The organism is Bradyrhizobium sp. USDA 4341, assembly GCF_054063755.1.
The window spans coordinates 5,330,063-5,355,012 of the sequence record NZ_JBSSGO010000002.1; the positions used below are offsets into that span (position 1 = coordinate 5,330,063).

Here is a 24,950-nt window from a genome sequence, read left to right on the forward strand (position 1 = left end):
AATGAGGTTGTCTAGATCTCATACATGGGAGCCGTCCGTGAACCAGATTATCCGCATTGGGATGGATACGTCGAAGCATATTTTTGTGCTGCATGGGGTTGATGCGTCCGAGCAGCCGGTCTTACGCAAGAAGCTTTCGCGCAAACTCGTGCTGGAGTTCTTCGCCAAATTGCCGCCGACGGTGATCGGGATGGAGGCATGCGGAGCTTCGCAATATTGGGCGCGAGAGCTTTCCAGGCTGGGCCATGAGGTGAAGCTGATGGCACCGCAATTGGTGAAGCCCTACGTGATGCGGAACAAGAATGACGGGCGAGACGCAGAAGGCCTGTGTGAGGCGATGAGCCGGCCGAGCATGCGCTTTGTGCCGGTGAAGAGCGCCGAGCAACAGGCTGCGCTGATGCTGACGGGTATCCGCGACGGACTGATCGCCCGGCGCACCCAATTGACCAACACGATCCGCGGCCATGCGGCGGAGTATGGCCTGATCGCGCCCAAGGGGCTGGAGGCGATCGAACCGCTGCTGGCGCGGATCGCGCAGGACGAGACGCTTCCCGCTCTGGCGCGCGAGCTGTTTGTCGTGCTGGGCCGGGAGTGCGTCAGGCTCGAGGGCGAGTTGGAGGTGGTTGAGGCCAAGCTGATGGCCTGGCACCGCGGCGATGCCACGGGCCGGCGCCTGGCGCAGATTCCGTCGATCGGTCCGATCATTGCAACGATGCTGGTGATGAAGACACCTGAACCGGGCGCGTTCCGCTCCGGTCGTCACTTTGCGGCTTGGCTCGGCCTCACGCCCAAGGACCATTCCACCGCAGGCAAGACCAGGCTCGGCAAGATTACCCGGGCGGGCGACCAGGACCTGCGCCGTCTGCTGGTCGTCGGGGCCACGGCGGTGATCCAGCAGGCCAAGCGGGGGCGCGGTCATCACTCGCGCTGGCTGCTGGCGCTGATCAAGCGTAAGCCGCCGAAGCTTGCGGCCGTGGCGCTCGCCAACAAGGTGGCGCGCATCGTCTGGAAGCTGATGGTGACGGGGGAGAGTTATGACGCCGCACGGCTGAATGCCGCGACGACGGGTACCGCTTAACAGATTGGCCGGCTGGCGGGCTCGCTCGTCAGCCGACCCGGAGCTGCAAGAGCGGATGGAGCGATCGATCGAGCAACGATGCGAGACAATCCGTGGGACCCATCGGCCGTCAACAGGTCGCGGAGTTGTTTGGAACTCGCATCGCGCAAACCATCTTGGCCAGCGATCTACTCGATCGCACCCAACAGGCCGGACATATGGATGCAAGCGATCCGATCTTGCCAAAAGGCTCTTGTGCCACGGGGGCCGTCCACATATGGGTCCCTGCGTTCGCAGGGACGACATCTGTCATGCGGCAGCGTTCTACCCGCACTCCACCAAGCTGCCTGATCTCACACAGCCATCAATTCATCGGCCCGGCAGAGCGCGGCGCGCGGCGCTTGTGTTTTGCGGCGGGCGCTGCGGGCTCCGGCGTCGCATCCTTCACCCCGCCGATCCTGCGCAGCGCGGCGTCGGCGGCGCGCTCGCCGCTTTCCCAGGCGCCGTCGACCGTGCCCCACAGCGTCTCGTGCGTGGCCTCGCCCGCGAGATACATCGCGCCGATCGGCTCGGACAGGATCCTGCGGGAAGATTGCGCGCCGGGGACAGCCGCCGACATCGCGCCGAGGATGAAGGGCTGTGCATTCCAGCGCGTCGCGCTGGTCTTCTTCACGGCAGCGCCGACCTCGCTGCCATAGAGCTTCGTCAGCCATTCCACCGCGAAGGCCGACATCGCCTTCTCGCCCTGCGCTGACAGGTCGCGGCCGAAGGTACCAGCGACGTCGATCGTGCACAGCGAGGAGCCCGCGATATTGCCGTAGAGCAGCGCCGTCCTGGTCGAATTGCTCTGCTCGATGATGACGTCGTCGCGCGACAGCCCGAGCGGATTGCCGGGAATCTGCAGCGCGATGCGATCGTAGCTGCCGAGGTTGAGCTTGGCGGCGGCGTCGAGCGTGCGCTTCGGGATCTCAGGCGCAAACTTGATATTGCCGCTCGCGAGCACGTTGCTCGAGACCGTGACGATGGCGGCGCGCGCGGTGATCTTGCCGGAGGGCGTCTCGACCATCACGTCGCGATTGCTCCACAGGATGCGCTGCGCGGGTGTCGACAGCGCCAGCGGAAGCTGCTCGCCGAGCTTCGCGATCAGCGCGCCGAGCCCCTGCCGGCAGGCGATCGCGGTGTTGCGATCCTGCGCACGCACCTTGTCGACGGCCGAAAGGTCCTTCAGATCCTTGCCGCTGAAATTGGCGCCGAGCAGGAATTCCGCAGTGCCGGCCCAATCGCCGAGATCCTTTGGCATTGCCGCCGCGCAGGCGATATCGGCCTTGCGCGAGGCGTCGTCGATGGCGCGATTGGCGCGCACCAGCGCCGCCAGAAACTCCTCGGTCTCGCCGGGGCGGGCGTAGCGCCGGCCGATGCGGATCTTCTGCCCTGCGGGCGCCGTGACGATGTCGAGGCCCGCGGAGCGCGCCAGCCGGATCATCGGATTGGTTTCGGGATTGTGCATCCAGCGCGCACCGCGGTCGAACGGCACCTCGAAGGTCGATGCATCGGTCTGACAGCGGCCGCCGACCTGGCCAGACGCCTCCACCACGATCACCTTGCGGTTCGCGGCGGCGATCCGTCGCGCCGCGGCAATGCCCGCGGCACCCGCGCCGATCACGACGATGTCGGCCTCGCGCGGCAGCGGCGCAGCGACAACCCGGCCGCCCAGCACGGGCGCCAGCGCCAGAGCTGCGGACGCCGACAGGAAATCGCGGCGGGTCACGGTCATGACATTGCTTCTGGCATGGTTTCCGGGGACTTGCAGAGAATGGGAACGGTTCGCGAACTGTGCCGCATCTCACCGACCGCAGCAACCATCATGGTAAATCAATCATGATTGATCCGCCGATGGCATGAACTAAATTGCAACGGCTTGCGACCATGATTAAGTGAACAGAAGCGGTCGTAGAACCGCTGGGGGGAATCCATGGGCGTAATGCTCGATACCGTCGGTAAATGGATCGCGGGGTACCTGCAGAAGGAAGTCCCCGGTTACGAGCCGTTCACGCCGAGCGACCCGGACCATCTGCGGGGCATCATGCAGCCCGGCGATGTGCTGCTGGTCGAGGGCAACAACCGGATTTCCGGCATCATCAAATACCTCACGCAATCGACCTGGTCGCATGCCGCGCTTTTCGTTGGACCGATCGACGGCGCGTTCGAGCCTGACGGCGAACAGCATGTGCTGATCGAGGCCAATATCGGCGAAGGCGTGACCTCGGCGCCGCTGTCGAAATACCTGTCCTATCACACCCGTCTCTGCCGGCCGGTCGGGCTGTCCTTCGAGGACCGCACCACGGTGTGCCGCTACGCCATCAACCGCATCGGCTTCGGCTACGACACCAAGAACATCGTCGATCTCGCGCGTTTCCTGTTTCCGCTGCCGATCCCGCAGCGCTGGCGGCGCCGCATGATCGCGTTCGGCTCCGGCGATCCGACCAAGATCATCTGCTCGGCGCTGATCGCGCAGGCGTTCGACGCCGTGCGCTATCCGATCCTGCCCAAGATCACGCGTGCTGCCAGCCGCAAGGCGCGCCGCGAGATCCTGCACATCCGCGATTCCTCGCTCTACATGCCGCGCGACTTCGACATCTCGCCCTATTTCGAAGTCATCAAACCCACCATCGTGCACGGTTTCGACTACACGGCCCTGCACTGGGCCGACAAGCAGAAGCCGCTCCAGGAGGTAGCCGGCGAATTCAGTGTGTTTCCAGAGTACAAGTCGCCGCCGCTTGTTCCTGAAGCGATTGACGAAGCGGCGGCGCTTCCGGCTGCGGAAGTGACCGCTGCGGAAACCGCGCCGGTGTGACGGCCGCAGGCGTCAGGCTCGACATGTCGAGCGCTGGCCGCCTCGACCCCGGTCTGGAATCCGTCTCATCGTCCGGCTACGCCGTTGAGTTCTCGCGCTCGCATCACTAGGGTGCGCGCGCTTCACGCCTGCTTTCATTCGGTAGTTTTACGGTGCTTTCGCTTATCAATTTCTCGGCGATAGCTGCCGCGTCGGACAAGGATCCGGCGCGCTGGCGCCGTCCATTGATCAAATGGCTGGATGGAATCGAGACCGGGTGGTCGATCCCGATTCTGCTCGTCCTCTTTGTCGCGACCTGGACCGCGTATCTCGTCATCGCCTATCTCGGCGCCGGCCTGCATCCGGACGTGCTCGAGACCTGGACACTCGGCCGGCACCTCGCATGGGGATACCCCAAGCATCCGCCGTTGATGGGCTGGATCACGCGGGGATGGACGGCGATCTTCCCCCTGACCGACTGGTCGCTGCAGCTGATGGCGATGGTCAACGCGGCGGTGGCGCTGTGGGCGGTCGACCTGATCGCCCGCCGCTTTGTCCGTGGCGAGAAGCGGGCGATCGTGCTGCTGCTGTTGATGCTGCTGCCGGTCTATCAATTCCACGCCCAGCGCTTCAATGCGAACACCGTACTGCTGGCGGTCTGGCCGCTGGCGACTTACTGCTTCCTGCGTGCGTTCGAGGCGCCCAGGCAGCTCGGCTGGGCGATCGCAGCGGGCGCGGCGTGCGCACTGGCGATGCTCGGAAAATATTATTCGATCTTCCTGGTCGCGAGCTTCGTCCTCGCAGCCGTGCTGCATCCGGATCGCCGCCGCTATCTGCTGTCGGCCTCGCCCTGGATCTCGACGCTGGCCGGCATGCTCGCGCTTGGCCCGCATCTGCACTGGCTCGCCACCACAGGGGCAACGCCGTTCGACTATGCGCTCGCGCATGCCGGCGCCGATCATGTCGCCGCGCTATGGGAAGTCACCTACTTCATCACGGGCCTGATCGCGGCGCTCTCGGTCGCGGCGGTGACCTGGGTGTTCATTGCCGGCCCGCGGCTGGCGCGGCTGCCGGCCGATTTCCGCGCGATGAACCCAGGGCTCCGTCTGCTGCTGCTGGTCGCAATCGGGACCATCCTGTTTCCGGTGACCGTCTCGCTCGCGATCGGCACCGACCTGCCGTCGCTCTGGGCGGTACAGGGTCTCTTCCTGTTCGTGGTTCTGATCGTGTGCGCAACGCGCTACCCGATCGAGCGCTTCTACGCGGTCAACCTGACCGTCATGGTGGCCGGGATCGCCATTCTCGCCGTCACCGTCGGCGCTCCGATCCATGCCCTCTATCGCAACGCTTACGGCTATGAAGAAGGCCGCGACTTCTATCACGCCGCCGCGGCGGAGCTCACCGCGCGATGGCGCGATGCGGCCGGGACACCGCTCGCCGCCGTCAGCGGCGACGACGCGCTCGCTTTCGCTGCCGCCTTCTACAGTCCGGACCATCCGCACTATGCCCGGCCGTTCGCTTACCAGTACACTTGGGGATTGCCGCGCAAGACCACGCTCGATCGCGGCTGGGCCGCATTGTGCTTCGCCGACCAGACGGACTGCCTGAGCTGGATGGAGCGCACGACCTTACGCGCGACCGACGTCTTTCGCTCCGAGTTTGATGCCCAGGCGACGCTGCTCGGCAGAGCCGGCCGGACACGGCGGGTCGTGATGCTGATCGTACCGCCCTATCGCGAAACATCCCCGGTGCAGCCCGATGTCGAGGATTTCAGCTCGAGCCGCCGCGTGCGCGACTGATCAGAACGTCGCTGCCAGCGTCAGGCGCACGGCAAGCGGCTCGGCGGGATGCACATGACGGTCGGCGACGCCGTCGATCGGTTCGCCCGGCAGCCGCGACAGATAGTCATATTCGATCTGGTTGGTTTGCGCGTTGAAGAGATTGAGGACGTCGAGCTGCAGCCGCATCCCGTTGTCGAATTTGTAACCCGCGCGGGCGTTGACGATGAAGGACGACAGCGAACGGACGCTGTCGTCCTCGATCAGCGGACGCGGACCGAAATAGCGGGCGCGCAGGCTGCCGAACCAGCCGGTCTCGCGGCCGAAGGTGACGCCGCCGCTGGCGACCCAGGCCGGTGCGCCGGGAATGAAGTTGCCGACCGGATCATAGTCGGTGAAGCGGGCGCGGGTATAGGCGAGGTCGAAATCGAGGCTCATCCACGGCAGCAATTTATACTGGTTGGTCCACTCGACGCCGACCCGCCGGCTCGGCCGGCTGGGCTCGGTGGTACCGGCATCGCCGACGAACAGCAGCTCGGAATCGAAGTCGAGCACGAACACCGCGAGCGACGAGGTGAGGCCATCGATCGCCTTGCTACGGATGCCGAGCTCGGCACCCTTCGAGCGCACCAAGAGCGGCACGCGATCGAGCGGCGTCACCTTGTCGTTGGGATCAACGGTGATGGTCGCGCCGCGGATATCATTGGAATGCAGGCCGAAGCCGGCATTGCCGTAGAACTCGGTCTTGGACCAGGGACCGAGCACGATGCCGGCCTTCGGGCTCGTCATCGCCGCCTGCGCGTTGCCGGAATTCTGCGGCATGTCGCTCAGCACGTGGCCGGCAAAATAATCCTCGCGGATGCCGACCGTGGTGCGCAGCCAGTCGGTCCAGCGCGCGGTGGTATCGGCCCACAGCGCGACACTGCCCTCCTGCACCTGGTCGTTGCGCACCGTGGACAGGATCTCGCGCTGCGCGGTCTTGAACAGGCCGACATCGATATCGTCGTAGCGGGTCTGCACGCCGACCCGGGTCTGGGTATCGATGCCGGCGATGCGGATATCGGCGGCGTGGCTGGCATCGAAGCCATAGACGGTGCGCTTGTCGGTCTGGCTGAACTGGTCGCCATTGACGGGGTCGTCGAGAAAATACGTGAAGTCGTTGTAGAGCTGCAACGACGAGCGGATCACATAGGCGTTGAGCTTGGTCTGCCCGTAGTCGCTGGACTGCGCCCAATTGCCCGAGAGGCTGAAGCGACTCGAAGTGCCGCCGTCGGTCGGATCGAGCGAACCGTAACGGCCGATCAGGCCCTGATCGATGGCGCGCTGCGCGACCTGGTCGGTCGAATTCCAGCCGTTGGAATAGGCCATCGCAGTCAGCGAGAAGCCGTCGGTCGCGGTGCCCTGGCTGTAGCGCAGCACGCCGTTCAGCTTGCGGATGTCGTCCGACACGTCCCACGGGCCGTTGTATCTGTTGGCCTCGAAGGCTGCGAGCAGCGTTCCGTCGCCGACCCTGGTCGAGCCCGCGGCCATCGCGCGCCGATAGCCGAAGCTGCCCGCGGTCAGCTCCACGATGTTCTTGGAAAGCCGGTCGAGATAGTTGATATCGACGGCGCCGGCGGACGCGAAATCGCCCTTGTCGGCGTAGTACGGACCCTTGCGGACATCCATCGACTGGATCAACTCCGGGATCAGGAAATTGATGTCGGCATAGCCCTGGCCGTGACCATGGGTCGGCATGTTGACCGGCATGCCGTCGACGGTGATGGCGAGATCGGTGCCATGGTCGAGATTGAAGCCGCGCAGAAAATACTGGTTGGCTTTGCCTTCGCCGGAATGCTGGGTGACGATCAGGCCCGGCACCGCCTCCAGGACTTCGCCGACGCGCGAGACTGGCCGCGCATTCACCTCGTCGCCGCTGATCTGCCGCTCGCTGGCGGCGGTCGGTTGCAGGTTGGAGGCAGACGCGGTCGCAGAGCGGCCGGTGATGGCGCTGGTCGCGGGCACAGGCTGGCGCGATTGCGATGCGGCCGGCTTGCGGCCGCGGGCCGCGACATGGTGTGGACGTTGCGATGGCCTGGCACGCTTGGGCGGCGCTCGATCTGGCGAGGTCACCGTCACCGGCGGCAGTTGCCCGGGCACGGGGGGAAGCGTCTGCGCTTCGGCGACCGGCGCGAATGCTGCAATGGATACGGCGGCGGGAAATATCCGCCATACAGTACGACGCAACGCCCATGCCCCCGCATGATCCTGTTACAGTCAGGCGACGACCGCACCAGCTTAAACCAATCCCGGCATAGCGACGCTAGCAAGCATGGTATGACGTTTCAAGAACAATGTCATACCGCCGCGCCGACCACCCAACACGGATAGTCCATGCAACGCATCACCATCACCATCGAGGATGATCTGCTCGCGGAGATCGATGCCGCCGCCGAGGCGCGCGGCTATCAGAACCGCTCCGAGATCATCCGCGACTTCGCGCGCGCCGGCCTGCAGCAGAGCGCGGAGGACGCGCCGTCAGGGCAATGTGTCGCGGCGCTGGTCTATGTCTACGATCACGCCGCGCGCGACCTGTCGAAGCGGCTGGTGCAGAATTTTCACGGCCATCACGACCTGTCGCTGGCGACGCTGCATGTCCATCTCGACGACGACAGCTGTATGGAAGTGACGGCGCTGAAGGGCCCGAGCGGCGAAGTCCGCCATCTCGCCGATCACATCATCGCCGAGCGCGGCGTGCGTTACGGCCGCGTCGTGATGATCCCGACCGCGGCGGACAAGAAGCCGCGCAAGCGGGGGCACGGACACGATTGAGGTCTCGTAGCCCGGATGGAGCGTAGCGAAATCCGGGACGGTCCACCCGCGAACGCAAGACCCCGGATTTCGCTTCGCTTCATCCGGGCTACGCAATTGAATTCGCTACGCCGCCTTCGCCTTGGCGCCGCGCGGCAGGCCGGCGCGGGCGAGGCCGCCATAGAGCTGCTCGTTCGGCATCTCGGATTTCAGGATCGCGCGCACCTCGACCAGGCGGTCAAGATCGATGCCGGTCGGAAATCCCTTGCTCTCGCAGAGGAAGACGAGATCCTCGAACACGACATTGCCGGTGGCGCCCGGCGCGAACGGGCAGCCGCCGAGGCCACCGAGCGAGCCGTCGAGCACACGGGCGCCTTCATCGAGCGCCGCCGAGGCGTTCGCGATGCCCATGCCGCGGGTGTCGTGCAGATGGACACAGACCGGCTTGGAGCCCGCGATCTTCACCGCGCCGCGCGTCAGCTCGCCGACCTGCTTCGGCCCGGCATAGCCGACGGTATCGGCGATCGCGACCATGTCGACGCCGACCTCATAGAGCATCTCGGTGAGGCGCAGCACCTCCTTCGGATCGACCGCACCCACGATCGAGCAGCCCAGCCCCATCGAGATCGCGGCATTGACCAGCGGTCTGTGCGCGCTGGCGTCGCGCAATTCACAGAGGCGCTTGATGTTCTCGATCGCCGACTCGCGCGAGCGGTTGGCATTGGCCTGGCTGTGTTCCTCGGTCGCCGACACCACCGAGGCGATCTCGGCGACACCGGAGGCCAACGCCTCGTTGACGCCGCGCTCGTTCAGCGCCAGCGCGACACCGTGCGCGCCGGGCAGCGCGGCAATAGTGGCGACCACATCGCGGACATCGACGAATTGCGGAAAAGTCTTGGCAGGCAGGAACGAGCCGACCTCGAAATGCCTGACGCCGGCGGCATATTCGTCGCGCACCCAGCGCTGCTTCGCGGCGGTGGACGGGAATGTCTTCACGAGCTGCAGGCCGTCGCGCAGACCGACTTCGCGCAAGCTTACCTTGTCGTTGGGATAGATATCGTGGACGCGGGTCATGTCAGCCTCACGCAGCGTTTCCGGTTGATGAAATCTTCTGTTGTGCGAGCTCGGCGCGGACCGCATCGGTATCGGCGCCAAGCACCGGCACTTTCAGGCCTTCGCCGATATGGCTGCCGTTCCATTCGACCGGCAGCGCGGGAACGCGGAACGGCTTGCCGTCGGCGTTGACATTATTGACGAGCCCGCCGGGCCGCAGCACATGCGGGTCCTGCAGCAGATCCTCGGGCCGGTTGATCGGCGAGAAGCAGATGTTGAGCGCGTCGAGCCTGGCCGAGAGGTCGGCCACGTTCCAGCCTTTGATCACCTCGGCGACGCGCGGAATGATCCGGTCGCGCGCCATGATGCGGTCCGTAGTCGAGCGCAGCGCGGGATCGTCTGCGAACTCCTGCAGGCCGAACTCGCGGCAAAAACTCTGCCAATGGCCTTCGGTGACGACCCCGATGAAGATGCGGTCGCCGCCGGCGGCATCGAAGATGTCGTAGATCGGCCAGGCATGCTCGCGCTCCGGCATCGAGCGCGGCTTGCGCCCGGTCATCTCGTACTCGACCATGTGCTGGGCGACCAGGAACAGGCAGTTCTCGAACAGGCCGATGCGGATGTCGGCGCCATTCCCGTTGCCGCCACGCTTCTGATAGAGCGCGGCGAGGATCGAGATCACTCCGAACATGCCGCCCATGATGTCGTTGGCGGAAGAGCCGACGCGCTGCGGCTTGTCGCGCGTGCCGGTCATCGCCGCGAGCCCGGACATCATCTGCACGACCTCGTCGAGCGCCGGGCGATGATCGTAGGGGCCGGAGAGAAAGCCCTTGTGGCCGGCGATGATCAGATGCGGATACTTCGCGCGCAGCTCCGCAGGCCCAAGACCCTGCTTGTCGAGCTGGCCGTCGCGAAAATTCTCCAGGAACACGTCGGCGCTGGCGAGCAGCCGGTGCATCGTGTCGCGGTCCGCGGGCCTGGCGAAATCGAGCACGACGCTGCGCTTGCCGCGGTTGAACAGCGGGAAGAACGAGACGCCCATGCCGCCAAGCGAGCGGGTCTTGTCGCCCGCGGGAGGCTCGACCTTGATCACCTCGGCGCCGAGTTGCGCCAGGATCATCCCGCAGGTCGGCCCCATCACCATGTGGGTCATCTCGACGACCCTCACGCCTTCCAGCGGCAGTCCGCTCCCGGTCATCGGTTTCTCCGTGCTCGTTGCGCTCTTGTTCAGACGCGTTTTCTTCACGCGAACCGGTACCCACTTCGCTCGAAAACGCTTTGTGATCGGCGCAGGTTAGGCTTCCGCACGCTATCTGAAAAATATAATCTGTCGAATAGTGCATTCGTCGTTCTAGAACGCAGAACCCCAATGGATTCGCGCCAGCTTCGCTATTTCATCGCGGTTTACGAGCAACGCAACCTGTCGCGGGCGGCGGATCAGGTCAATGTCGCGCAATCCGCGCTCAGCCACCACATCGCGAATCTCGAGGCGGAATTCGCCACGCCGCTGTTCGAGCGCAAGCCGCGCGGCATGGAACCGACCGCGGCGGGCGAGCGGCTCTACGAGCATGCCCGCATCATCCTGCGCGCGATGGCGGCGGCCGAGCGCGAGATCAAGGAAGGCGGCAGCGCGATTGCCGGTGAGATCTCGATCGGCATGGCCAATTCCGGGATGAAGGCGATCGGCGTGCCGCTGATGCGGACCGTGCTGGCGAAATATCCGAACCTGAAGCTGTCGCTGACCGAGAGTCTCTCCGGCGCGACGCTGCTGCATTTGATGAGCTCGGAGGTCGATCTCGCACTGGTCTACAATCCGCCGTCGGAAAAGGATCTGATCGCCGAGCCGGTGCTGGAGGAGCAGATGTTCTGCGTCGGCACCGAAAAGCTGGTCGGCAAGAAGGGACCGATCACATTCGAGCAGGTGGCCCAGCTGCCGCTGATCCTGCTGCGGCACGGGCTGTCGGCCCGCGCACTGCTGGACGACCCCGTGCCGCTGAAGCGGCTGGAGGCCAATGCAATCCTGCACCTCAATTCAACCAGCGGCATGATCGGTGCCTTGACCGCGGGCCTCGGCTGCACGATCGCGACGACGCATTTCGTCAGCGAGCCATTGAAGGCGCGATTGCTGGTCGCACGCGAGGTGATCGAGCCCCGGCTGAGTCGCACGCTCTATCTCTGCCGCTTGCGCAACCGGCCCATGACCTACGTGATGGAGGAGATGTGCCGGCTGATCCGCTCCCTGATCGCCGAACAGGTCGGGCGCGGCGCCTGGGAGGCGACGCTGCTGATCTAAGGCGCTTTCAAGCGCATCAGAAACAGCGCTATCGAAAATATCGAACGATTCCTTCGATATGTTCGTCTGGATTTCTGGTACCCGGCTGCCAAACATGCGCAACCGGCACGCCTTCGCAAGAAAGGCGGCCATTGGACCATTCGGGGAGGACCATCATGAGCGCCGTCGAACTCGGCTCGGTTGCCGATCTTGCCAACACGACAAGCGGACCGGACGAGATCTCGCGGCGGCTCGAGGCGCTGCCCACCTCCGGCTACGTCTGGCGGCTGGTGATCCTGCTCTCGCTCGGCGGCTGCTTCGAAATCTACGATCTGTTCTTCACCGGCTATATCGCGCCGGGCCTCGCCCGCAGCGGGCTGATGACCACGACGACGCAGGCCTTCTTCGGCTTCTCCGGGATCGGCGCCTTCGTCGCGGCGACTTTCGCCGGCCTGTTCATCGGCACCTTCTGCCTCGGCTTCCTCGCCGATCGCTACGGACGCAAAGCCGTCTTCACCTATTCGCTGCTGTTCTACAGCGCGGCGTCGGTGATCATGGCGTGCCAGACCACCCCTGGCGGCGTGTTGCTGTGGCGCTTCATCGCCGGAATCGGGATCGGCATCGAGGTCATCACCATCGACGCCTACATCACCGAGCTGGTGCCGAGCTGGATGCGCGGCCGGGCCTTTGCAATCAACCAGGCGGTGATGCTCTCGGCGGTGCCGATCGTCGCCGCGCTGTCGTGGTGGCTGGTGCCGCTCTCGCCTTACGGCATCGACGGCTGGCGCTGGGTGGTGCTGATCGGCGCCGCCGCCAGCATGATCATCTGGGTGCTGCGGCTCTACGTGCCGGAGAGCCCGCTCTGGCTGGCCCGCCATGGCCGCGTTGCCGAAGCCGAGACAATCATGCGGACGCTCGAGGCCTCATCGCCTACGGCCGCGCCGCGTCCTGCCGTTAAGGCCACAATGGCGCCGGCACGTGCGGCGGTCGAGACCGGCTATGCCGACCTGTTCCGGCCGCCCTTCGCCTCGCTCGTCGTGCTCTTCATGATCTTCAATCTGTGCCAGGCGTTCGGCGTCTACGGCTTCTCCAACTGGGTTCCGGCGCTGCTGGTCGAGAAGGGCATCAACGTCACCAAGAGCCTGCAATATTCCTTCATCATCGCCTTCGCCTATCCGCTCGCGCCGCTGCTGGCCGCAACCTTCGCCGACCGCTTCGAGCGCAAATGGATCATTTGCGGCGCGGCGGCCGCGATCTCGGTGTTCGGCCTCGCCTTCGCTCAGCTCACCGAGCCGGTGCTCTTGATCGCCAGCGGCGTGCTGGTGACGGGCGCCAACATGACGCTGTCCTACGCCTATCACGCCTACCAGACCGAGGTGTTCCCGACCGCGATCCGGGCGCGTGCGGCGGGCCTCGTCTATTCGATGAGCCGGCTCAGCGCGACATTCTCCGGCTTCATCGTGGCGTTCATGTTGAAGGAGGCCGGCGTCAGCGGGGTGTTCGGCCTGATCACCGCGGCGATGGTGATCGTAATTTTTACGATCGGTGTCTGGGGACCCAACGTCCGCGGCAAGCCGCTCGACGCCTAAAGCGCTTCTTGACGCGAGCCGGCGTCGACCCCGCATCCAGTGCGGCGGACTTTGCTCGAAAACGCTGTGACCGCGACACAAGCGGCACTTGCCGAAGCCATATTGGGTGGCTACCTCTCGCTCGTCATTTTGCAGAGGTAACCCGGTCATGTTCGACGCCGCCGTCAAGGCGCTTTCGCAAATCCTGTCGCCGCCGATGCGCACGATCCTGTGGCGTTCGATCGGACTTGCGCTGGTGCCGATCACCGTGCTCGCGATCGGATTGCAGCGGCTGCTGGGCTGGTTTGCCGACACTGGCGAGGTCTGGGCCGAAGGCATGCTCGGTCCCAACTTCCATTCCACCCTGCACGTGCTGTCCTGGATCATCTCGATCTCGGCGGGCCTTGGCGTCATGCTCGGCGGCATCTTCCTGATGCCCGCGATCACCTCGCTGATGGCGAGCCTGTTTGTCGACGACGTCGCCGACCATGTCGAGCGCGAGCACTATCCGGCCGACCATCCCGGCACGGCGCTGCCGGTGACGCTTGCAACGATCGAAGGCGTCAAGACGGCGCTGCTGACGGTCCTGGTCTACCTGGTCGCGCTGCCGTTCGTGCTGTTCGCGGGCGCGGGCTTCATCATCTTCTTCATCGCGACCGCCTGGCTGCTCGGCCGCGAATATTTCGAGCTCGCCGCGATGCGCTTCCGCTCGCCGGCAGACGCCAAGGCGATGCGCAAGGAGAATGCGGCGACCGTGTTCACCGCCGGCCTGTTCATCGCCGCCTTCGTGTCGATCCCGATCGTCAATCTGGCGACGCCGCTGTTCGGGATGGCGTTCATGGTGCACATGTACAAGCGGCTGTCAGGCCCGCGGCGCGAGCTGATCGAGCCGGCGCGGCGAAGCAACGTGCCGACGATCTAGGCCGCATCCCGAGGCACCGGCACCGATGCAGGCATCCGATCGCGCGCAAATAGCACCAGCAGAAGCCCGACGATCGCAACGCAGGCGAGCATCGCCCATGCCTCGTTGACGCTGAGTGCGAGCGATGCCCGCTCGACCAATGGCCGGATGAACGCCACTGTAGCCTCATCCGGCGGCCCCGGCGGACGGTCGATCAGCAGCTTCGGATCGAGCCCGATCGCCTGTGCCGCCGTGACATCTCCTGCCAGGAGGCGCGCGCGAAACGCCTCGCCATGGATCGGGCTGCGCCCGTAGAGGATGGTGTCGATCAAGGCGATCCCGATCGCGCCACCCAGATTGCGCATCAGGTTGAACAATCCGCTGGCGTCGGCAACCTCCGCTTCCGGCAGGGTGCCCAGCGCAACGCGCGTCGGCGGCAGCAAGCAGAACATGATCGCGACACCGCGCACGATCTGCGGCCAGATCATCTCGCCGAAATCAGCGGTGCGCGGCTGAAAGGCGCTCAAGCCAAGACCGAGCGCGAACAAGGCGAAGCCCGTAGCAGTCAATACGAGCGCGCCGACGCGGCTTTCGAGGATTGCCGCCAGCGGCGCGGCGATCAGCTGCGCGACCCCCGTGACCAGCATGATGGTGCCGATCTCGAAGGCATCATGGCGGCGGACGAAGCCGAGGAAGACCGGCATCAGATAGGTCGATCCATACAGGCCGATGCCGAGGCAGAAGCTCAGGGCGCAACCGATCGCGAACGAACGCCGCCTGAACAGGGTCAATCGCGCGATCGGATACGTCGCGCGGAGCGTGCGCCGGATCAGCAGCGTGATCCCGGCCATGCTTCCGATCAGCAGACTCAGGCAAAGCATCGAGACCCAGCCGCGCTGCGGCGCTTCCTTCAAACCGATCATGAGGCTTGCGAGCGCCGCCACGAGCAGGACCAGCGACCATGTGTCCAATCTCGCGAAGGCGCGGAGGTTCACGCCCTGCTTCGGAAGCAGCAGCGGCGTGACCGTGGCCGCAATCGTTCCCGGAACCAGGTTGATCAGGAACAGCCAAGGCCACGACCAGGTCTGCGTGATCCAGCCGCCGACGACCGGTCCAACCGTCGGCGCAAGCACCGCGACGACGCCGCCGATCGTGGTCGCCACCGGATGAAGGCGGGCCGGAAACAGCGTGAACACGGCGGAGAACACCGCTGGGATCAGAACGCCGCCGGAAAATCCCTGCAGCACGCGAAAGACCAGCAGCACGGCAAAGCCGCCACTGAAGGCGCAGCCGACCGAGGCGACGGTGAACAGGCTCACGGCGATCGCGAACAGCCACCGCAACGACAGCGCATGGATGAACAATCCGGTCAGCGGGATCGCGATCACCTCGGCGATCAAATAGGCGGTCTGGATCCAGCTCATCGCGGAAGGCGAGATCGCTAGCGCGCGCTGGATCGTCGGCAACGAGGTCGCGACGACCTGGATGTCGAGGATCGCCATGAACATGCCGAAGCACATCAGGAGGAAGCCTGCCCAGGTCGCCGCCGATGGGCTGTCGGTGCGATGCTCCGCCCGGTCGCTCATGGCGTGCTGACGCGCGGCCAGTCCGCCACCGAGAGAGCACGGCTCTCGGCGCGAATTCGGATCGCAAGCACCGCGAGATTGAGCACGGTGAAAATCAGCGCCAGCACCGGCAGATGCAGTGCGAGCGGAAGCAGCGCGATTTCACCGACGACGACGGCATAGTTTGGATGTGGAAAATATCGGTACGGGCCGGATGCGACCAGCGGCGCGCCCGGCAAGACGATAATCCGCGTGGTCCATCGCGGCCCGAGCGTGGCGAGGATCCACAGCCGCAGGCCTTGCAGCAACAGAAAGGCCGCGAGTATGGCCAGGTTGACATCCTGGTTGCGGCCCCAGATCCACAGCGCGGTGAGCCAGCCGGCGTGAACCAGCACAATGAGCGGGTAATGCCTGGCGCCGACCTCGATCGCGCCGCGCGCCAGCAGCCGCTCCGTGTTGCGCCGCGCCAGCACGAGCTCGCCGAGACGCTGCAGCGTCACCAGCGCAAGGATGACCGACGCGAAGCTCATGCCGCGTGCCTGAGCGCGACGCAGCTGAGCGTGAAGCCAGGGCCGAGCGCCGTAAGCAGCGAGCGCGGCGGCAAGCCCCTGGCGCGGGCGCGTTCGAGGACGAAGAGAACCGTCGGGGCCGACATGTTGCCGCAGGCAGCGATGACGTCGCGTTCGTGATCGAGCGTGCCCTGATCGAGCGCGAGCGCCCGCTCCAAGGCGACGATGACCTTGGCGCCGCCGGGATGGCAGAGGAAGCGATCGATGTCATCGGCCGTCAGCTCCATCCGAGCCAGAATCTCGGCAACCGCCGGTCCGACATGGTCGCGGACGAAATCCGGAATGGTGCGCTGAAAGACGACGCCGAAGCCTTCCGGATCGACCGTCCAGCCCATGATGCCGAGCGTATCCGGCCACAGCTTTTCGCCGGCCGCCTCTATCCGCGTCGCACCGCCGTCTCCGGCGCGCAGCACGATCGCGGCGGCGCCGTCGCCGAACAGACTGGCGGCGACGATATTCGCCTTGGTGAGCTCATCGTGGCGGACCGCGAGCGTGCAGAGTTCGAGCGCAACCAGCAGCACATTCGCACCCGGCTGCGCCTGCGCCAGCCGCGCCGCGATCGACAGGCCCGACACGCCACCCGCGCAGCCGAGGCCGAACACCGGCACGCGCGACACATCGGTCCGCAGGCCGAGCTTGCCAGCGACGCGCGCCTCCAGCGTCGGCGTGGCGATGCCCGTCGAGCACACCGTGACCACGATATCGATGTCACTGCCGGTCAGGTCGGCACGGGTCAACGCCTTGCGGGCGACATCGACGAACAGCGCTTCCGCGCCTTCCAGGAACGCCTGCGTTCGCTCCGGCCAGCCGCGCCGTTCGAGATACCATTCGATCGGCTTCACGCCGTAGCGATGCTGGATGCCGGTGTTGGCGAACAGGCTCGAGAGCGTCTCGAACTCCGGATAGCGGTCGGCGAGAAGGTCGCGCGCGGCCTGCAGGATTTGTCCCTGATGGAATAGATGCGGTGGAACCGCCGTCGCCATGGAAACAAGCGCGGCCGTCTGCTTGGTCTCGATCATCGTGGCTCCCGTTCCCCCGCTTGTGGAACCACGCGGCGTGCAAAATATTTCAGGCGCCCGCGAGATAGCTGGAGCGCCGCATTCACTATAAATTGACCCCCCGGCGATACCCGCGCCGAACCCGTTCGCAAATCAGGAAGCGGCGGCGCCCAACCTGCGCAGCACGTTCTTCACGAAGCCAAGCGGCACCGGCGACAGCGGACCCTGCGGCGCGCGCGTGATCAGGGCGACCAGGAACAGCGCCAGGATCGCGATCCAGAAGCACAGCCAGAAGCCGTCAATGTAGGCGAGCGTATTGGCCTCGCGCTGCACCAGCGCCGCGAGCGTGCCGATCGCACGCCCCGCCGCCGTCCCGATGCCGTGGCCGGAAAATTCACCGGCCAACCGCTTCAGCAGGTTCACGACGTCGACGTCGCCGCTCTGGACGTGCTGGCCGAGATAGTTCGAATGGATCTGCTCGCGGACGCGCAGCCAGGTCCCCATCAGGGCGATGCCGATCTCGGCGCCGCCGAGCCGCATGATCTGGATATAGGCAGCGAACGCCGTCGCCCGCGACGGATCGGAATTGGACAGCGCCATGATGATGATCGGCAGCAGCGTGAACGCCTGCCCGACCGACGTGAGCAGGACGATGCCGACGAAGTCCTCCCGCGCCCAGACATGGCTCAGCTGCGTGCCCCAGAGATTGGCCGCTGCGAATGCCGAGAATCCGAGTACCACGACGATGCGCGGATCGAGGTGACGCAACAGGACAATCGAGATCGGCACCAGCACGAACATCGGCAGCGCGCCGTAGGTGAACAGCAGCACGCCCGACTGCTCCGGCCGCAGCGCGCCGATGGTGCCGAGGAAATTCGGCACCAGCGACGAGTTCGACAGGCTGGTCAGCGTGTACAGCAGGATGACGATCAGCGAGAGCCCGATATTGCGCGAGAACAGCACGTTGAAATGCGCCCACGGCCGGCGCGCGACCGTCTCGTTGATCATGAAGGCGGTGATCAAAAGCCCGCCGCCGATCAGCAGCGCCATCACGGTGCCCGACGACAACCAGTCCAGCCGGTTGCCCTGATCGAGGCCGGCATAGACCATCGCCAGGCCGGCGCCGAGCAGCAGCATGCCGCCCCAATCGGCATGGTGCAGGAGGTCGCGATTGACCGGCTCATTCGGCGTGCCGAGATACACCATCAACCCCATCAGCGGCGCGATCACCGCGCCCTGCCAGTACAGCCACGGCCAGCCGAGATGCTCGACATAGAAGCCGACAAGGGAGCTCGACGAGTCCAGCGCGAAGCCGACGCGGATTGAATACATCGCGATCGCCGGAAGCCACCAACGGATCGGCAGGTTGCGCAGGATGATCATCAGTGTCGCCGGCACGAAGGTGCCGAGCAGCATGCCGTGCGCGATGCTGAGCGCGATCAGCGTCGTGTAGTCGTGCACGAACGGGATGGTCAGCGAGACCACGGCATAGACCAGGCTCGGAATTCCGAGCACGCGGCGCAGGCCGAACGCGGTGGCGAGCCAGGCCACCGCGGGTGCGATGAAGATCTGCGACCCGATCGCAGCGGTCGAGAGCCAGGCGCCCTCGTCGAAGGTCAGCGAGAACGCGCCCCGCAGGTCGGGCAGGCCGACCGAGGTCAGGCGGCTGTCGAAATTCGCCAGGAACGCGCCGAGCAGCACGGCGATAACGGCAAACAGCGGATAGCGCGCGACGTCGCCGCGCGAGACCGGGCCGCGCTCGCGCTCGTCACTTTCCGCCATTGGCGACCGCCTCGCCGGTGTTGATCCGCGTGACCACCGACATGCCCGGCAGCAAGCGCTCGAGCAACGGCTGGCCCTTGTCGAACTGGATACGCACCGGGATGCGCTGCACCACCTTGGTGAAATTGCCGGTGGCGTTGTCGGGCGGCAGCAGCGCGAATTGCGATCCGCTCGCCGGCGCGATGCGCTCGACGACGCCGCGCAGCGTCTGGCCCGAAAATGTATCGACGGTGACCTCGACCGGCTGGCCCGGCTTGACGTTGGTCAGCTGGGTTTCCTTGTAGTTGGCGATCACATAGACGTTCGGCAGCGGCACGACATTGATCAGATTGGTGCCGATGTTGACGTAGTCGCCCGGCTGCACCTGCCGCTCGCCGGTGACGCCGTCGAACGGCGCGACGATCCTGGTGTATCCAAGCTTGAGCTTGGCCGATGCCAGCAGCGCCTTGGCGGCGTCGAGGTCGGCGGCACGCTGCTTCTTGGTGCCTTGCAGGACCTCGAGTTGATGGCGCTGCGCCGCGATCACCGCACGGCTTGCCTGCACATCCGCCTCAGCCTTGGCGTAAGATGCGGTGGCCTGCTCGAGCCGCTGCCGCGTGCCGGCGTCGGTTTGCGACAGCGATTGCTGACGCTCTTGCTCCTGACGCGCCAGGGTCTGCTGCGCCTCCGCAGACAACCGCGAGGCCTCGGCCTGCGCGATGGTCGCATATTGCAGCTCGACCTGGTTGTTGAGGTTATCGAGCGCGGCCTGCGCACCGACCACGCCCGCCTCGGCCTGCGCGACCTGCGCCCGGTAGTCAGCAGGATCGATCTGCACCAGCAAATCGCCGGCCTTGACGCGCTGGAAATCGGAGACGGCGACCGTCAGCACTTCGCCGGACACGCGGCTCGAGAGCTGGGTCAACTCGGCGCGCACATAGGCATCATTGGTGGTCTGGATGGTGGCGCTGCCGACCCAGGCGTCCCAATGCGTGGTCGCCACCGCGACGAATACAAGCGCAGCCAGCACCGCGAACAGCGGGATGACGAAACGGCTCCAGAAGCCGCTCCCCGCAGGCTGCGGCTTGGCTGGTGTTGCCACCGGTGCGGACGCGGTCTGGCTGACTTGTGACGGACCGTCTTGAACCTGCTCTGCCACACTACACTCCCTCAATCACACGCGCCGAACGCCGGGCCCGCCTAGAGCTTTTTCCGTTCCGATTGAATCGGAACGGGGTTCCAGATTCTTTGTTTGGCGCGCTTTCTTCACGCGAACCGGCATCCACTTCGCCCGAAAAACGCTCTGGTAGCACATGATGACGATCACGGCTTAGACGGTCCTCTCCGGCCACCGGCAAAGATCATTGATCAGGCACACGTCGCAACGCGGACCGCGGGCGAGGCAAGTGTAGCGGCCATGCAGGATCAGCCAGTGATGGGCGTGCAGCATGAACTCGGTCGGGATCACCCTCTCCAATCCCAGCTCGACCTCGAGCGGCGTCTTGCCGGGCGCGAGACCGGTGCGGTTGCCGACCCGGAACACATGGGTGTCGACCGCCATCGTGTGTTCACCGAACGCCATGTTGAGCACGACATTCGCGGTCTTGCGGCCGGCGCCGGGCAATGATTCGATTTCGGCACGGGTGCGCGGCACCTCACCGCCGAATTCGGCGATCAGCTTCTCCGACAGCGCGATGACGTTCCTGGCCTTGTTGCGATAGAGCCCGATGGTCTTGATGTAGTCGCGCACCTTGTCTTCGCCGAGCTCAAGCATCTTCTCCGGCGTGTCGGCGATGGCAAACAGCGCCCGCGTCGCCTTGTTGACGCCGGCATCGGTTGCCTGCGCCGACAACACCACCGCAACCAGCAGCGTGTAGGGGTTGAGATGCTCGAGCTCGCCCTTCGGCTCGGGATTGGCTTTGCGGAACCGGTCGAAGGCCTCGTAGACCTCCTCCGCCGTCCATGGCTTCGGCTTTGCAGTTTTCTCGACGGTTTTCTTGGCAGCCTTCTTGGCGGCCTTGGTCGCCGGCTTCTTTGCCGCGCGTTTGGGCTGCGGTGTTGCCGCCTTCGCGGCTTTCTTCTTCGGCGCGGACCGAACGCTTGCGGTGCTGGCGCGTTGAGGGCGGATGATTTTGGCCATGAACGGGATATACTGACACGTCATGACCGCAGGCAACGACTTTGATCCGGGCGAAGACCCCAGGGCCAATGACCTCGACGTCGATGCGCCCGAGGCGGAGCCGAAACTGTTCTCGGCGCTGCTGACGCCGCACCGCTCGCTGAATCGCACCGGCTTCATCGTGCTGATGTCGTTCGTCACCGTGGTCAGCTTCGTCGCCGGCGCGGTGTTCTGGTGGCTCGGCGCCTGGCCAATCTTCGGTTTCTTCGGGCTCGACGTGCTGGTGATCTACTGGGCGTTCAAGGTCAATTTCCGCACCGCCAAAGCGAGCGAAGAGATCACCGTGACGCCGTCGGAACTGCGGGTGCGCCGGATCAGTCACCGTGGCCATGTGGCCGAATGGGTGCTCAACCCGCTCTGGGTGCGGTTCGAGCAGATCTCGCATCAGGAGTTCGGCATCGAGCGGCTTTACCTGGTATCCCGGGGCCGCCGGGTCAGCGTCGGCAGCTTCTTGAGTCCGGACGAAAAGGCCAGCTTCTCCAAAGCCTTGACTGCGGCCCTGAACACCGCGAAGCGCGGCCCGACCTACAATCCCATCGCTTGAGCGAGCTTGTTTTTGAGCATGATCTTGTCGGAAAACCGGTCCCCACTTTTCCGGATCATGCTTGTCGGAAATCGGGTGGTTTGGACGCGCCATGGCTCCTAAATCAGACAGCATGATGACACTCGCCATCCATGACCAGCGCCTGGCCAAGCCGGGCTTCCACCAGAGCGCCGCGCTGCGCGACTACGATTCGGTGCGGCGCGCCATCGCGTTCATCTCGGAGCACTGGCGCGCGCAGCCGACCATCGAAGCGATGGCCGATGCCGCCGCCGTGACGCCGGATGAACTGCACCATCTGTTCCGCCGCTGGGCCGGGTTGACGCCGAAGGCCTTCATGCAGGCGCTGACGCTGGACCACGCCAAGAACCTGCTGCGCGATTCCGCCAGCGTGCTCGACGCCGCACTCGACTCAGGTCTTTCAGGCCCGGGACGGCTGCACGATCTGTTCGTCACGCATGAGGCGATGTCGCCAGGCGAATGGAAGACCGGCGGCGGCGGCATGACGCTGCGCTTCGGCTTCCACCCCTCGCCGTTCGGCACCGCGATCGTGATCGCAACCGACCGCGGGCTCGCCGGGCTTGCCTTCGCCGACCCCGGCGACGAGCAGACCGCGTTTGCCGACATGAAACGGCGCTGGCCGAACGCGACCTTTGTCGAGGACACCGACGGCACCACCGCACTGGCGCAGCGCGTGTTCGATACGCGGTTGTGGCGCGCGGACCAGCCGCTGCGCGTCGTCTTGATCGGCACCGACTTCGAGGTGCGGGTGTGGGAAACGCTGCTCAAGGTCCCGATGGGCCGCGCGGTGAGCTATTCCGACATCGCCACCAAGATCAGCAATCCGAAGGCCTCGCGCGCCGTCGGCGCCGCGGTCGGCCGCAATCCGGTGTCGTTCGTGGTGCCCTGCCATCGCGCACTCGGCAAGAGCGGCGCGCTGACCGGCTACCACTGGGGCATCACCCGCAAGCAGGCGATGCTGGGCTGGGAAGCCGGCCAGGTCGGATTGCACTAAGCAAAACCGGTCTCTCACCGTCACCCTGAGGAGCGCGAAGCGCGTCTCGAAGGGTCGACGGCCCCCGCTGGTGGCCGTGCATCCTTCGAGGCTCGCTCCGCTCGCACCTCAGGATGACGGATCGAGATCCCGTCCTGCTGCGCTTAAGCCGCCAAATCGACCTTGGACGCGACGGTGGAATCGGCGTTGAGCCGATAGACCACCGGCGCGCCGGTCGCGAGTTCGCGTTTGAGGATCTGCTCCGGCGAAAGCTTCTCCAGCACCATGATCAGCGCACGCAGCGAATTGCCGTGGGCGGCGATCAGCGTGCGCTGGCCGCGCAGTACGCCGGGCAGGATCTCCTGCACGTAATAGGGCAGCGTGCGCGCCAGCGTATCCTTGAGGCTCTCGCCGCCGGGCGGCGGGACGTCGTAGGAGCGGCGCCAGACCAGGACCTGGTCCTCGCCCCACTTCTTGCGGGCGTCGTCCTTGTTGAGGCCCGAGAGATCGCCGTAGTCGCGCTCATTGAGCGCCAGATTCTTCGTGGTCGGCAATCCGGTCTGGCCGATCTGCTCCAGCATCAGCTTCAGCGTGTGCTGCGCGCGCGTCAGGTCTGACGTAAAGGCGACGTCGAACGACAGGCCCTGCGCCTTCAGCTTGCGGCCGGCGTCCTTGGCCTCAGTGATGCCCTGCTCGGTGAGATCGGGATCCTTCCACCCGGTGAACAGGTTCTTCAGATTCCATTCGCTCTGACCATGACGAACGAGCACGAGAAGACGATCACTCATTTCAGATTCCGTTTTCGTTGGCTGGATTTATTTCGTCGCGCGATCTCAGTCGCTCAACCCGAGAACGTCGGTCATCGAATACATGCCGGGCTTCTTGCCATGCGCCCACAGCGCCGCCTTCAGCGCGCCCTGCGCGAACAGCGCGCGATCCTCGGCATGATGCGAGAGCGTGATGCGCTCCGAAGGACCGGCAAAGATCACGCTGTGATCGCCGGCCGCGGTGCCGCCGCGTAACGAGGCAAAGCCGATGTCGCCGGGACGCCGTGCGCCGGTCAGGCCGTCGCGGCCGCGCGCCGAATGTTGCTCCAGCGCGATCTTGCGTCCCGCGGCAGCGGCTTCGCCGAGCATCAAGGCGGTGCCCGACGGCGCATCGATCTTGGACTTGTGGTGCATCTCGAGAATTTCGATATCGAAGCTCTCGTCGAGTGATTGCGCAACGCGCTTGACCAGCGCGGCGAGCAGATTGACGCCGAGGCTCATATTGCCCGACTTCACCACGATGGCGCGGTTGGTGACGCTGCGGATCACCGCGTCGTCGGACTGCGACAGGCCGGTGGTGCCGATGACGTGAACAAGGCCGCGCTCGGCCGCGATGGCGACATTGGCGATGGTCGCGGCCGGTACGGTGAAATCCAGGATGCCGTCGGCAGCCGCGGAAATCGACCACAGATCGGCCGACAGCTTGACGTCATTGGCGGGAAGGCCGGCGAGCACGCCGGCGTCCTTGCCGAGCAGTTCCGAGCCCGGCGCTTCCAGCGCGCCGACCAGCACCGCCCCCGGGGTTTCGGAAATCACCCGCGTCAGCGTGCGGCCCATCCGGCCGCCGGCTCCCGCAACAATCAGACGCATGTCAGCCATGGCTCACCTCTCACCGCCGTATAAAGCATGATCCGGCAAAGTGGAAACCGGTTTTCCGGCACCACAACATGCCTAAACGACGGCCATCGGAGGCTTGTTCCGAGCGGCCGAACCGGCGGGCTGGCGTCCGGGCTACGGGCTGTCGTGCCCCTCGATGATAATCAGGTCGGCGATCGAGTGCGGCTGCCGCACCTTGATATTGGCCTGGTATTCCGGCGATTGGTAGCAAGCGAGCGCGGTCGCGTAATCGGGGAATTCGATCACGACGTTGCGCGAGCGGCTCTGGCCCTCCACGCCCGTGAACTTGCCACCGCGAACGATGAACTTGCCGCCGAATTTCTGGAAGATGGCCGGGTTGGCCGCCATGTAGGGCTTGTAGCCCTCCTCATTGTGAACGTCGACGCGTCCAATCCAGTATCCCTTCGCCATCTCTGTTCTCCCTTGT

At 65.3% G+C, this 24,950-nt stretch carries 22 protein-coding genes; 9 read left to right on the forward strand and 13 right to left on the reverse strand.

The window, feature by feature from the left end; translation table 11 throughout:
* Nucleotides 1-37 precede the first annotated feature (37 nt).
* Complete coding sequence (locus tag ACVIGB_RS31280; RefSeq protein ID WP_456719773.1) at nucleotides 38-1,078, forward strand: IS110 family RNA-guided transposase; 1,041 nt, start codon at nucleotides 38-40, stop codon at nucleotides 1,076-1,078.
* 343 nt (nucleotides 1,079-1,421) lie between these two features.
* Here ACVIGB_RS31280 and ACVIGB_RS31285 read toward each other — a convergent pair whose 3' ends face one another.
* Nucleotides 1,422-2,831, reverse strand: coding sequence for a flavin monoamine oxidase family protein (locus ACVIGB_RS31285; RefSeq protein ID WP_456719772.1), 1,410 nt, complete (start codon nucleotides 2,829-2,831; stop codon nucleotides 1,422-1,424).
* Between the two features lie 198 nt (nucleotides 2,832-3,029).
* On the opposite strand from ACVIGB_RS31285, the gene ACVIGB_RS31290 reads away from it, so the two are divergent.
* A complete protein-coding gene (locus tag ACVIGB_RS31290; RefSeq protein WP_244549710.1) occupies nucleotides 3,030-3,911 on the forward strand; it encodes a YiiX/YebB-like N1pC/P60 family cysteine hydrolase in 882 nt (293 codons plus the stop codon).
* Nucleotides 3,912-4,063: 152 nt separating this feature from the next.
* Nucleotides 4,064-5,689, forward strand: coding sequence for a glycosyltransferase family 39 protein (locus tag ACVIGB_RS31295; RefSeq protein WP_456719771.1), 1,626 nt, complete (start codon nucleotides 4,064-4,066; stop codon nucleotides 5,687-5,689).
* Here ACVIGB_RS31295 and ACVIGB_RS31300 read toward each other — a convergent pair whose 3' ends face one another.
* Nucleotides 5,690-7,894 carry a TonB-dependent receptor domain-containing protein gene (locus ACVIGB_RS31300; protein ID WP_456719770.1) on the reverse strand — a complete coding sequence of 735 codons (2,205 nt, stop codon included), beginning with the start codon at nucleotides 7,892-7,894 and terminating at the stop codon, nucleotides 5,690-5,692.
* A 147-nt stretch (nucleotides 7,895-8,041) separates the two neighbouring features.
* Here ACVIGB_RS31300 and nikR point away from each other — a divergent pair, with 147 nt between their 5' ends.
* Nucleotides 8,042-8,479 (forward strand): nickel-responsive transcriptional regulator NikR, encoded by a 438-nt coding sequence (gene nikR, locus ACVIGB_RS31305; protein ID WP_456719769.1) that lies wholly within the window; start codon nucleotides 8,042-8,044, stop codon nucleotides 8,477-8,479.
* A 105-nt stretch (nucleotides 8,480-8,584) separates the two neighbouring features.
* Here the strand turns inward: nikR and ACVIGB_RS31310 are convergent, their stop codons facing one another.
* Both ACVIGB_RS31310 and ACVIGB_RS31315 read right to left on the reverse strand, forming a co-directional pair.
* Nucleotides 8,585-9,532: a hydroxymethylglutaryl-CoA lyase gene (locus ACVIGB_RS31310; protein WP_456719768.1), complete on the reverse strand. Its 948-nt coding sequence runs from the start codon at nucleotides 9,530-9,532 to the stop codon at nucleotides 8,585-8,587.
* 7 nt (nucleotides 9,533-9,539) lie between these two features.
* Complete coding sequence (locus ACVIGB_RS31315; protein ID WP_456719767.1) at nucleotides 9,540-10,709, reverse strand: CaiB/BaiF CoA transferase family protein; 1,170 nt, start codon at nucleotides 10,707-10,709, stop codon at nucleotides 9,540-9,542.
* 171 nt (nucleotides 10,710-10,880) lie between these two features.
* On the opposite strand from ACVIGB_RS31315, the gene ACVIGB_RS31320 reads away from it, so the two are divergent.
* From ACVIGB_RS31320 to ACVIGB_RS31330, 3 genes are all read left to right on the forward strand, one after another.
* Entirely contained in the window at nucleotides 10,881-11,804 is a 924-nt protein-coding gene (locus ACVIGB_RS31320) for a LysR family transcriptional regulator (protein ID WP_456719766.1), read from the forward strand.
* Between the two features lie 155 nt (nucleotides 11,805-11,959).
* Nucleotides 11,960-13,372 (forward strand): MFS transporter, encoded by a 1,413-nt coding sequence (locus ACVIGB_RS31325; protein ID WP_456719765.1) that lies wholly within the window; start codon nucleotides 11,960-11,962, stop codon nucleotides 13,370-13,372.
* 148 nt (nucleotides 13,373-13,520) lie between these two features.
* Complete coding sequence (locus tag ACVIGB_RS31330) at nucleotides 13,521-14,273, forward strand: sulfate transporter family protein (RefSeq protein WP_456719764.1); 753 nt, start codon at nucleotides 13,521-13,523, stop codon at nucleotides 14,271-14,273.
* Here ACVIGB_RS31330 and ACVIGB_RS31335 read toward each other — a convergent pair.
* The 6 genes from ACVIGB_RS31335 to nth all read right to left on the reverse strand — a co-directional run bounded on the left by ACVIGB_RS31335 (nucleotide 14,270) and on the right by nth (nucleotide 21,285).
* Complete coding sequence (locus ACVIGB_RS31335; protein WP_456719763.1) at nucleotides 14,270-15,838, reverse strand: DHA2 family efflux MFS transporter permease subunit; 1,569 nt, start codon at nucleotides 15,836-15,838, stop codon at nucleotides 14,270-14,272. The two genes, ACVIGB_RS31330 and ACVIGB_RS31335, sit on opposite strands and share 4 nt — an antisense overlap.
* Complete coding sequence (locus ACVIGB_RS31340; protein ID WP_456719762.1) at nucleotides 15,835-16,347, reverse strand: isoprenylcysteine carboxyl methyltransferase family protein; 513 nt, start codon at nucleotides 16,345-16,347, stop codon at nucleotides 15,835-15,837. The genes ACVIGB_RS31335 and ACVIGB_RS31340 overlap by 4 nt, the downstream gene beginning before the upstream one ends.
* Nucleotides 16,344-17,405 (reverse strand): type III polyketide synthase, encoded by a 1,062-nt coding sequence (locus ACVIGB_RS31345; protein WP_456719761.1) that lies wholly within the window; start codon nucleotides 17,403-17,405, stop codon nucleotides 16,344-16,346. The genes ACVIGB_RS31340 and ACVIGB_RS31345 overlap by 4 nt, the downstream gene beginning before the upstream one ends.
* 132 nt (nucleotides 17,406-17,537) lie before the next feature.
* Entirely contained in the window at nucleotides 17,538-19,166 is a 1,629-nt protein-coding gene (locus ACVIGB_RS31350) for an MFS transporter (RefSeq protein WP_456719760.1), read from the reverse strand.
* Nucleotides 19,153-20,247, reverse strand: coding sequence for an HlyD family secretion protein (locus tag ACVIGB_RS31355; RefSeq protein WP_456725036.1), 1,095 nt, complete (start codon nucleotides 20,245-20,247; stop codon nucleotides 19,153-19,155). Before ACVIGB_RS31355 ends, ACVIGB_RS31350 begins: the two co-directional genes overlap by 14 nt.
* Nucleotides 20,248-20,475: 228 nt before the next feature.
* The gene (gene nth, locus ACVIGB_RS31360; protein ID WP_456719759.1) at nucleotides 20,476-21,285 is read right to left on the reverse strand and encodes an endonuclease III; all 810 of its coding nucleotides are present in this window, start codon (nucleotides 21,283-21,285) and stop codon (nucleotides 20,476-20,478) included.
* A 22-nt stretch (nucleotides 21,286-21,307) separates the two neighbouring features.
* Between nth and ACVIGB_RS31365 the strand changes: the two genes are divergently transcribed.
* The gene (locus tag ACVIGB_RS31365) at nucleotides 21,308-21,868 is read left to right on the forward strand and encodes a DUF2244 domain-containing protein (protein ID WP_456719758.1); all 561 of its coding nucleotides are present in this window, start codon (nucleotides 21,308-21,310) and stop codon (nucleotides 21,866-21,868) included.
* Nucleotides 21,869-21,980: 112 nt separating this feature from the next.
* Nucleotides 21,981-22,880 (forward strand): methylated-DNA--[protein]-cysteine S-methyltransferase, encoded by a 900-nt coding sequence (locus tag ACVIGB_RS31370; protein ID WP_456725035.1) that lies wholly within the window; start codon nucleotides 21,981-21,983, stop codon nucleotides 22,878-22,880.
* Nucleotides 22,881-23,023: 143 nt separating this feature from the next.
* Here ACVIGB_RS31370 and ACVIGB_RS31375 read toward each other — a convergent pair whose 3' ends face one another.
* From ACVIGB_RS31375 to ACVIGB_RS31385, 3 genes are all read right to left on the reverse strand, one after another.
* Nucleotides 23,024-23,647 (reverse strand): 2,3-bisphosphoglycerate-dependent phosphoglycerate mutase, encoded by a 624-nt coding sequence (locus ACVIGB_RS31375; RefSeq protein WP_375786102.1) that lies wholly within the window; start codon nucleotides 23,645-23,647, stop codon nucleotides 23,024-23,026.
* Nucleotides 23,648-23,692: 45 nt separating this feature from the next.
* Complete coding sequence (dapB, locus tag ACVIGB_RS31380) at nucleotides 23,693-24,505, reverse strand: 4-hydroxy-tetrahydrodipicolinate reductase (RefSeq protein ID WP_456719757.1); 813 nt, start codon at nucleotides 24,503-24,505, stop codon at nucleotides 23,693-23,695.
* A gap of 132 nt (nucleotides 24,506-24,637) precedes the next feature.
* Complete coding sequence (locus tag ACVIGB_RS31385; protein WP_057020363.1) at nucleotides 24,638-24,934, reverse strand: DUF1330 domain-containing protein; 297 nt, start codon at nucleotides 24,932-24,934, stop codon at nucleotides 24,638-24,640.
* Between the last annotated feature and the right edge of the window lie 16 nt (nucleotides 24,935-24,950).

Coding starts and splice junctions, on each gene's coding strand:
- dapB (WP_456719757.1), bottom strand. CDS start 24,505: ATGGCTGACATGCGTCTGATTGTTGCGGGAGCCGGCGGCCGGATGGGC.
- ACVIGB_RS31370 (WP_456725035.1), top strand. CDS start 21,981: ATGATGACACTCGCCATCCATGACCAGCGCCTGGCCAAGCCGGGCTTC.
- ACVIGB_RS31290 (WP_244549710.1), top strand. CDS start 3,030: ATGGGCGTAATGCTCGATACCGTCGGTAAATGGATCGCGGGGTACCTG.
- ACVIGB_RS31365 (WP_456719758.1), top strand. CDS start 21,308: ATGACCGCAGGCAACGACTTTGATCCGGGCGAAGACCCCAGGGCCAAT.
- ACVIGB_RS31285 (WP_456719772.1), bottom strand. CDS start 2,831: ATGACCGTGACCCGCCGCGATTTCCTGTCGGCGTCCGCAGCTCTGGCG.
- nth (WP_456719759.1), bottom strand. CDS start 21,285: ATGGCCAAAATCATCCGCCCTCAACGCGCCAGCACCGCAAGCGTTCGG.
- ACVIGB_RS31385 (WP_057020363.1), bottom strand. CDS start 24,934: ATGGCGAAGGGATACTGGATTGGACGCGTCGACGTTCACAATGAGGAG.
- ACVIGB_RS31340 (WP_456719762.1), bottom strand. CDS start 16,347: ATGAGCTTCGCGTCGGTCATCCTTGCGCTGGTGACGCTGCAGCGTCTC.
- ACVIGB_RS31375 (WP_375786102.1), bottom strand. CDS start 23,647: ATGAGTGATCGTCTTCTCGTGCTCGTTCGTCATGGTCAGAGCGAATGG.
- ACVIGB_RS31320 (WP_456719766.1), top strand. CDS start 10,881: ATGGATTCGCGCCAGCTTCGCTATTTCATCGCGGTTTACGAGCAACGC.
- ACVIGB_RS31315 (WP_456719767.1), bottom strand. CDS start 10,709: ATGACCGGGAGCGGACTGCCGCTGGAAGGCGTGAGGGTCGTCGAGATG.
- ACVIGB_RS31325 (WP_456719765.1), top strand. CDS start 11,960: ATGAGCGCCGTCGAACTCGGCTCGGTTGCCGATCTTGCCAACACGACA.
- ACVIGB_RS31330 (WP_456719764.1), top strand. CDS start 13,521: ATGTTCGACGCCGCCGTCAAGGCGCTTTCGCAAATCCTGTCGCCGCCG.
- ACVIGB_RS31310 (WP_456719768.1), bottom strand. CDS start 9,532: ATGACCCGCGTCCACGATATCTATCCCAACGACAAGGTAAGCTTGCGC.
- nikR (WP_456719769.1), top strand. CDS start 8,042: ATGCAACGCATCACCATCACCATCGAGGATGATCTGCTCGCGGAGATC.
- ACVIGB_RS31350 (WP_456719760.1), bottom strand. CDS start 19,166: ATGGCGGAAAGTGACGAGCGCGAGCGCGGCCCGGTCTCGCGCGGCGAC.
- ACVIGB_RS31335 (WP_456719763.1), bottom strand. CDS start 15,838: ATGAGCGACCGGGCGGAGCATCGCACCGACAGCCCATCGGCGGCGACC.
- ACVIGB_RS31345 (WP_456719761.1), bottom strand. CDS start 17,405: ATGATCGAGACCAAGCAGACGGCCGCGCTTGTTTCCATGGCGACGGCG.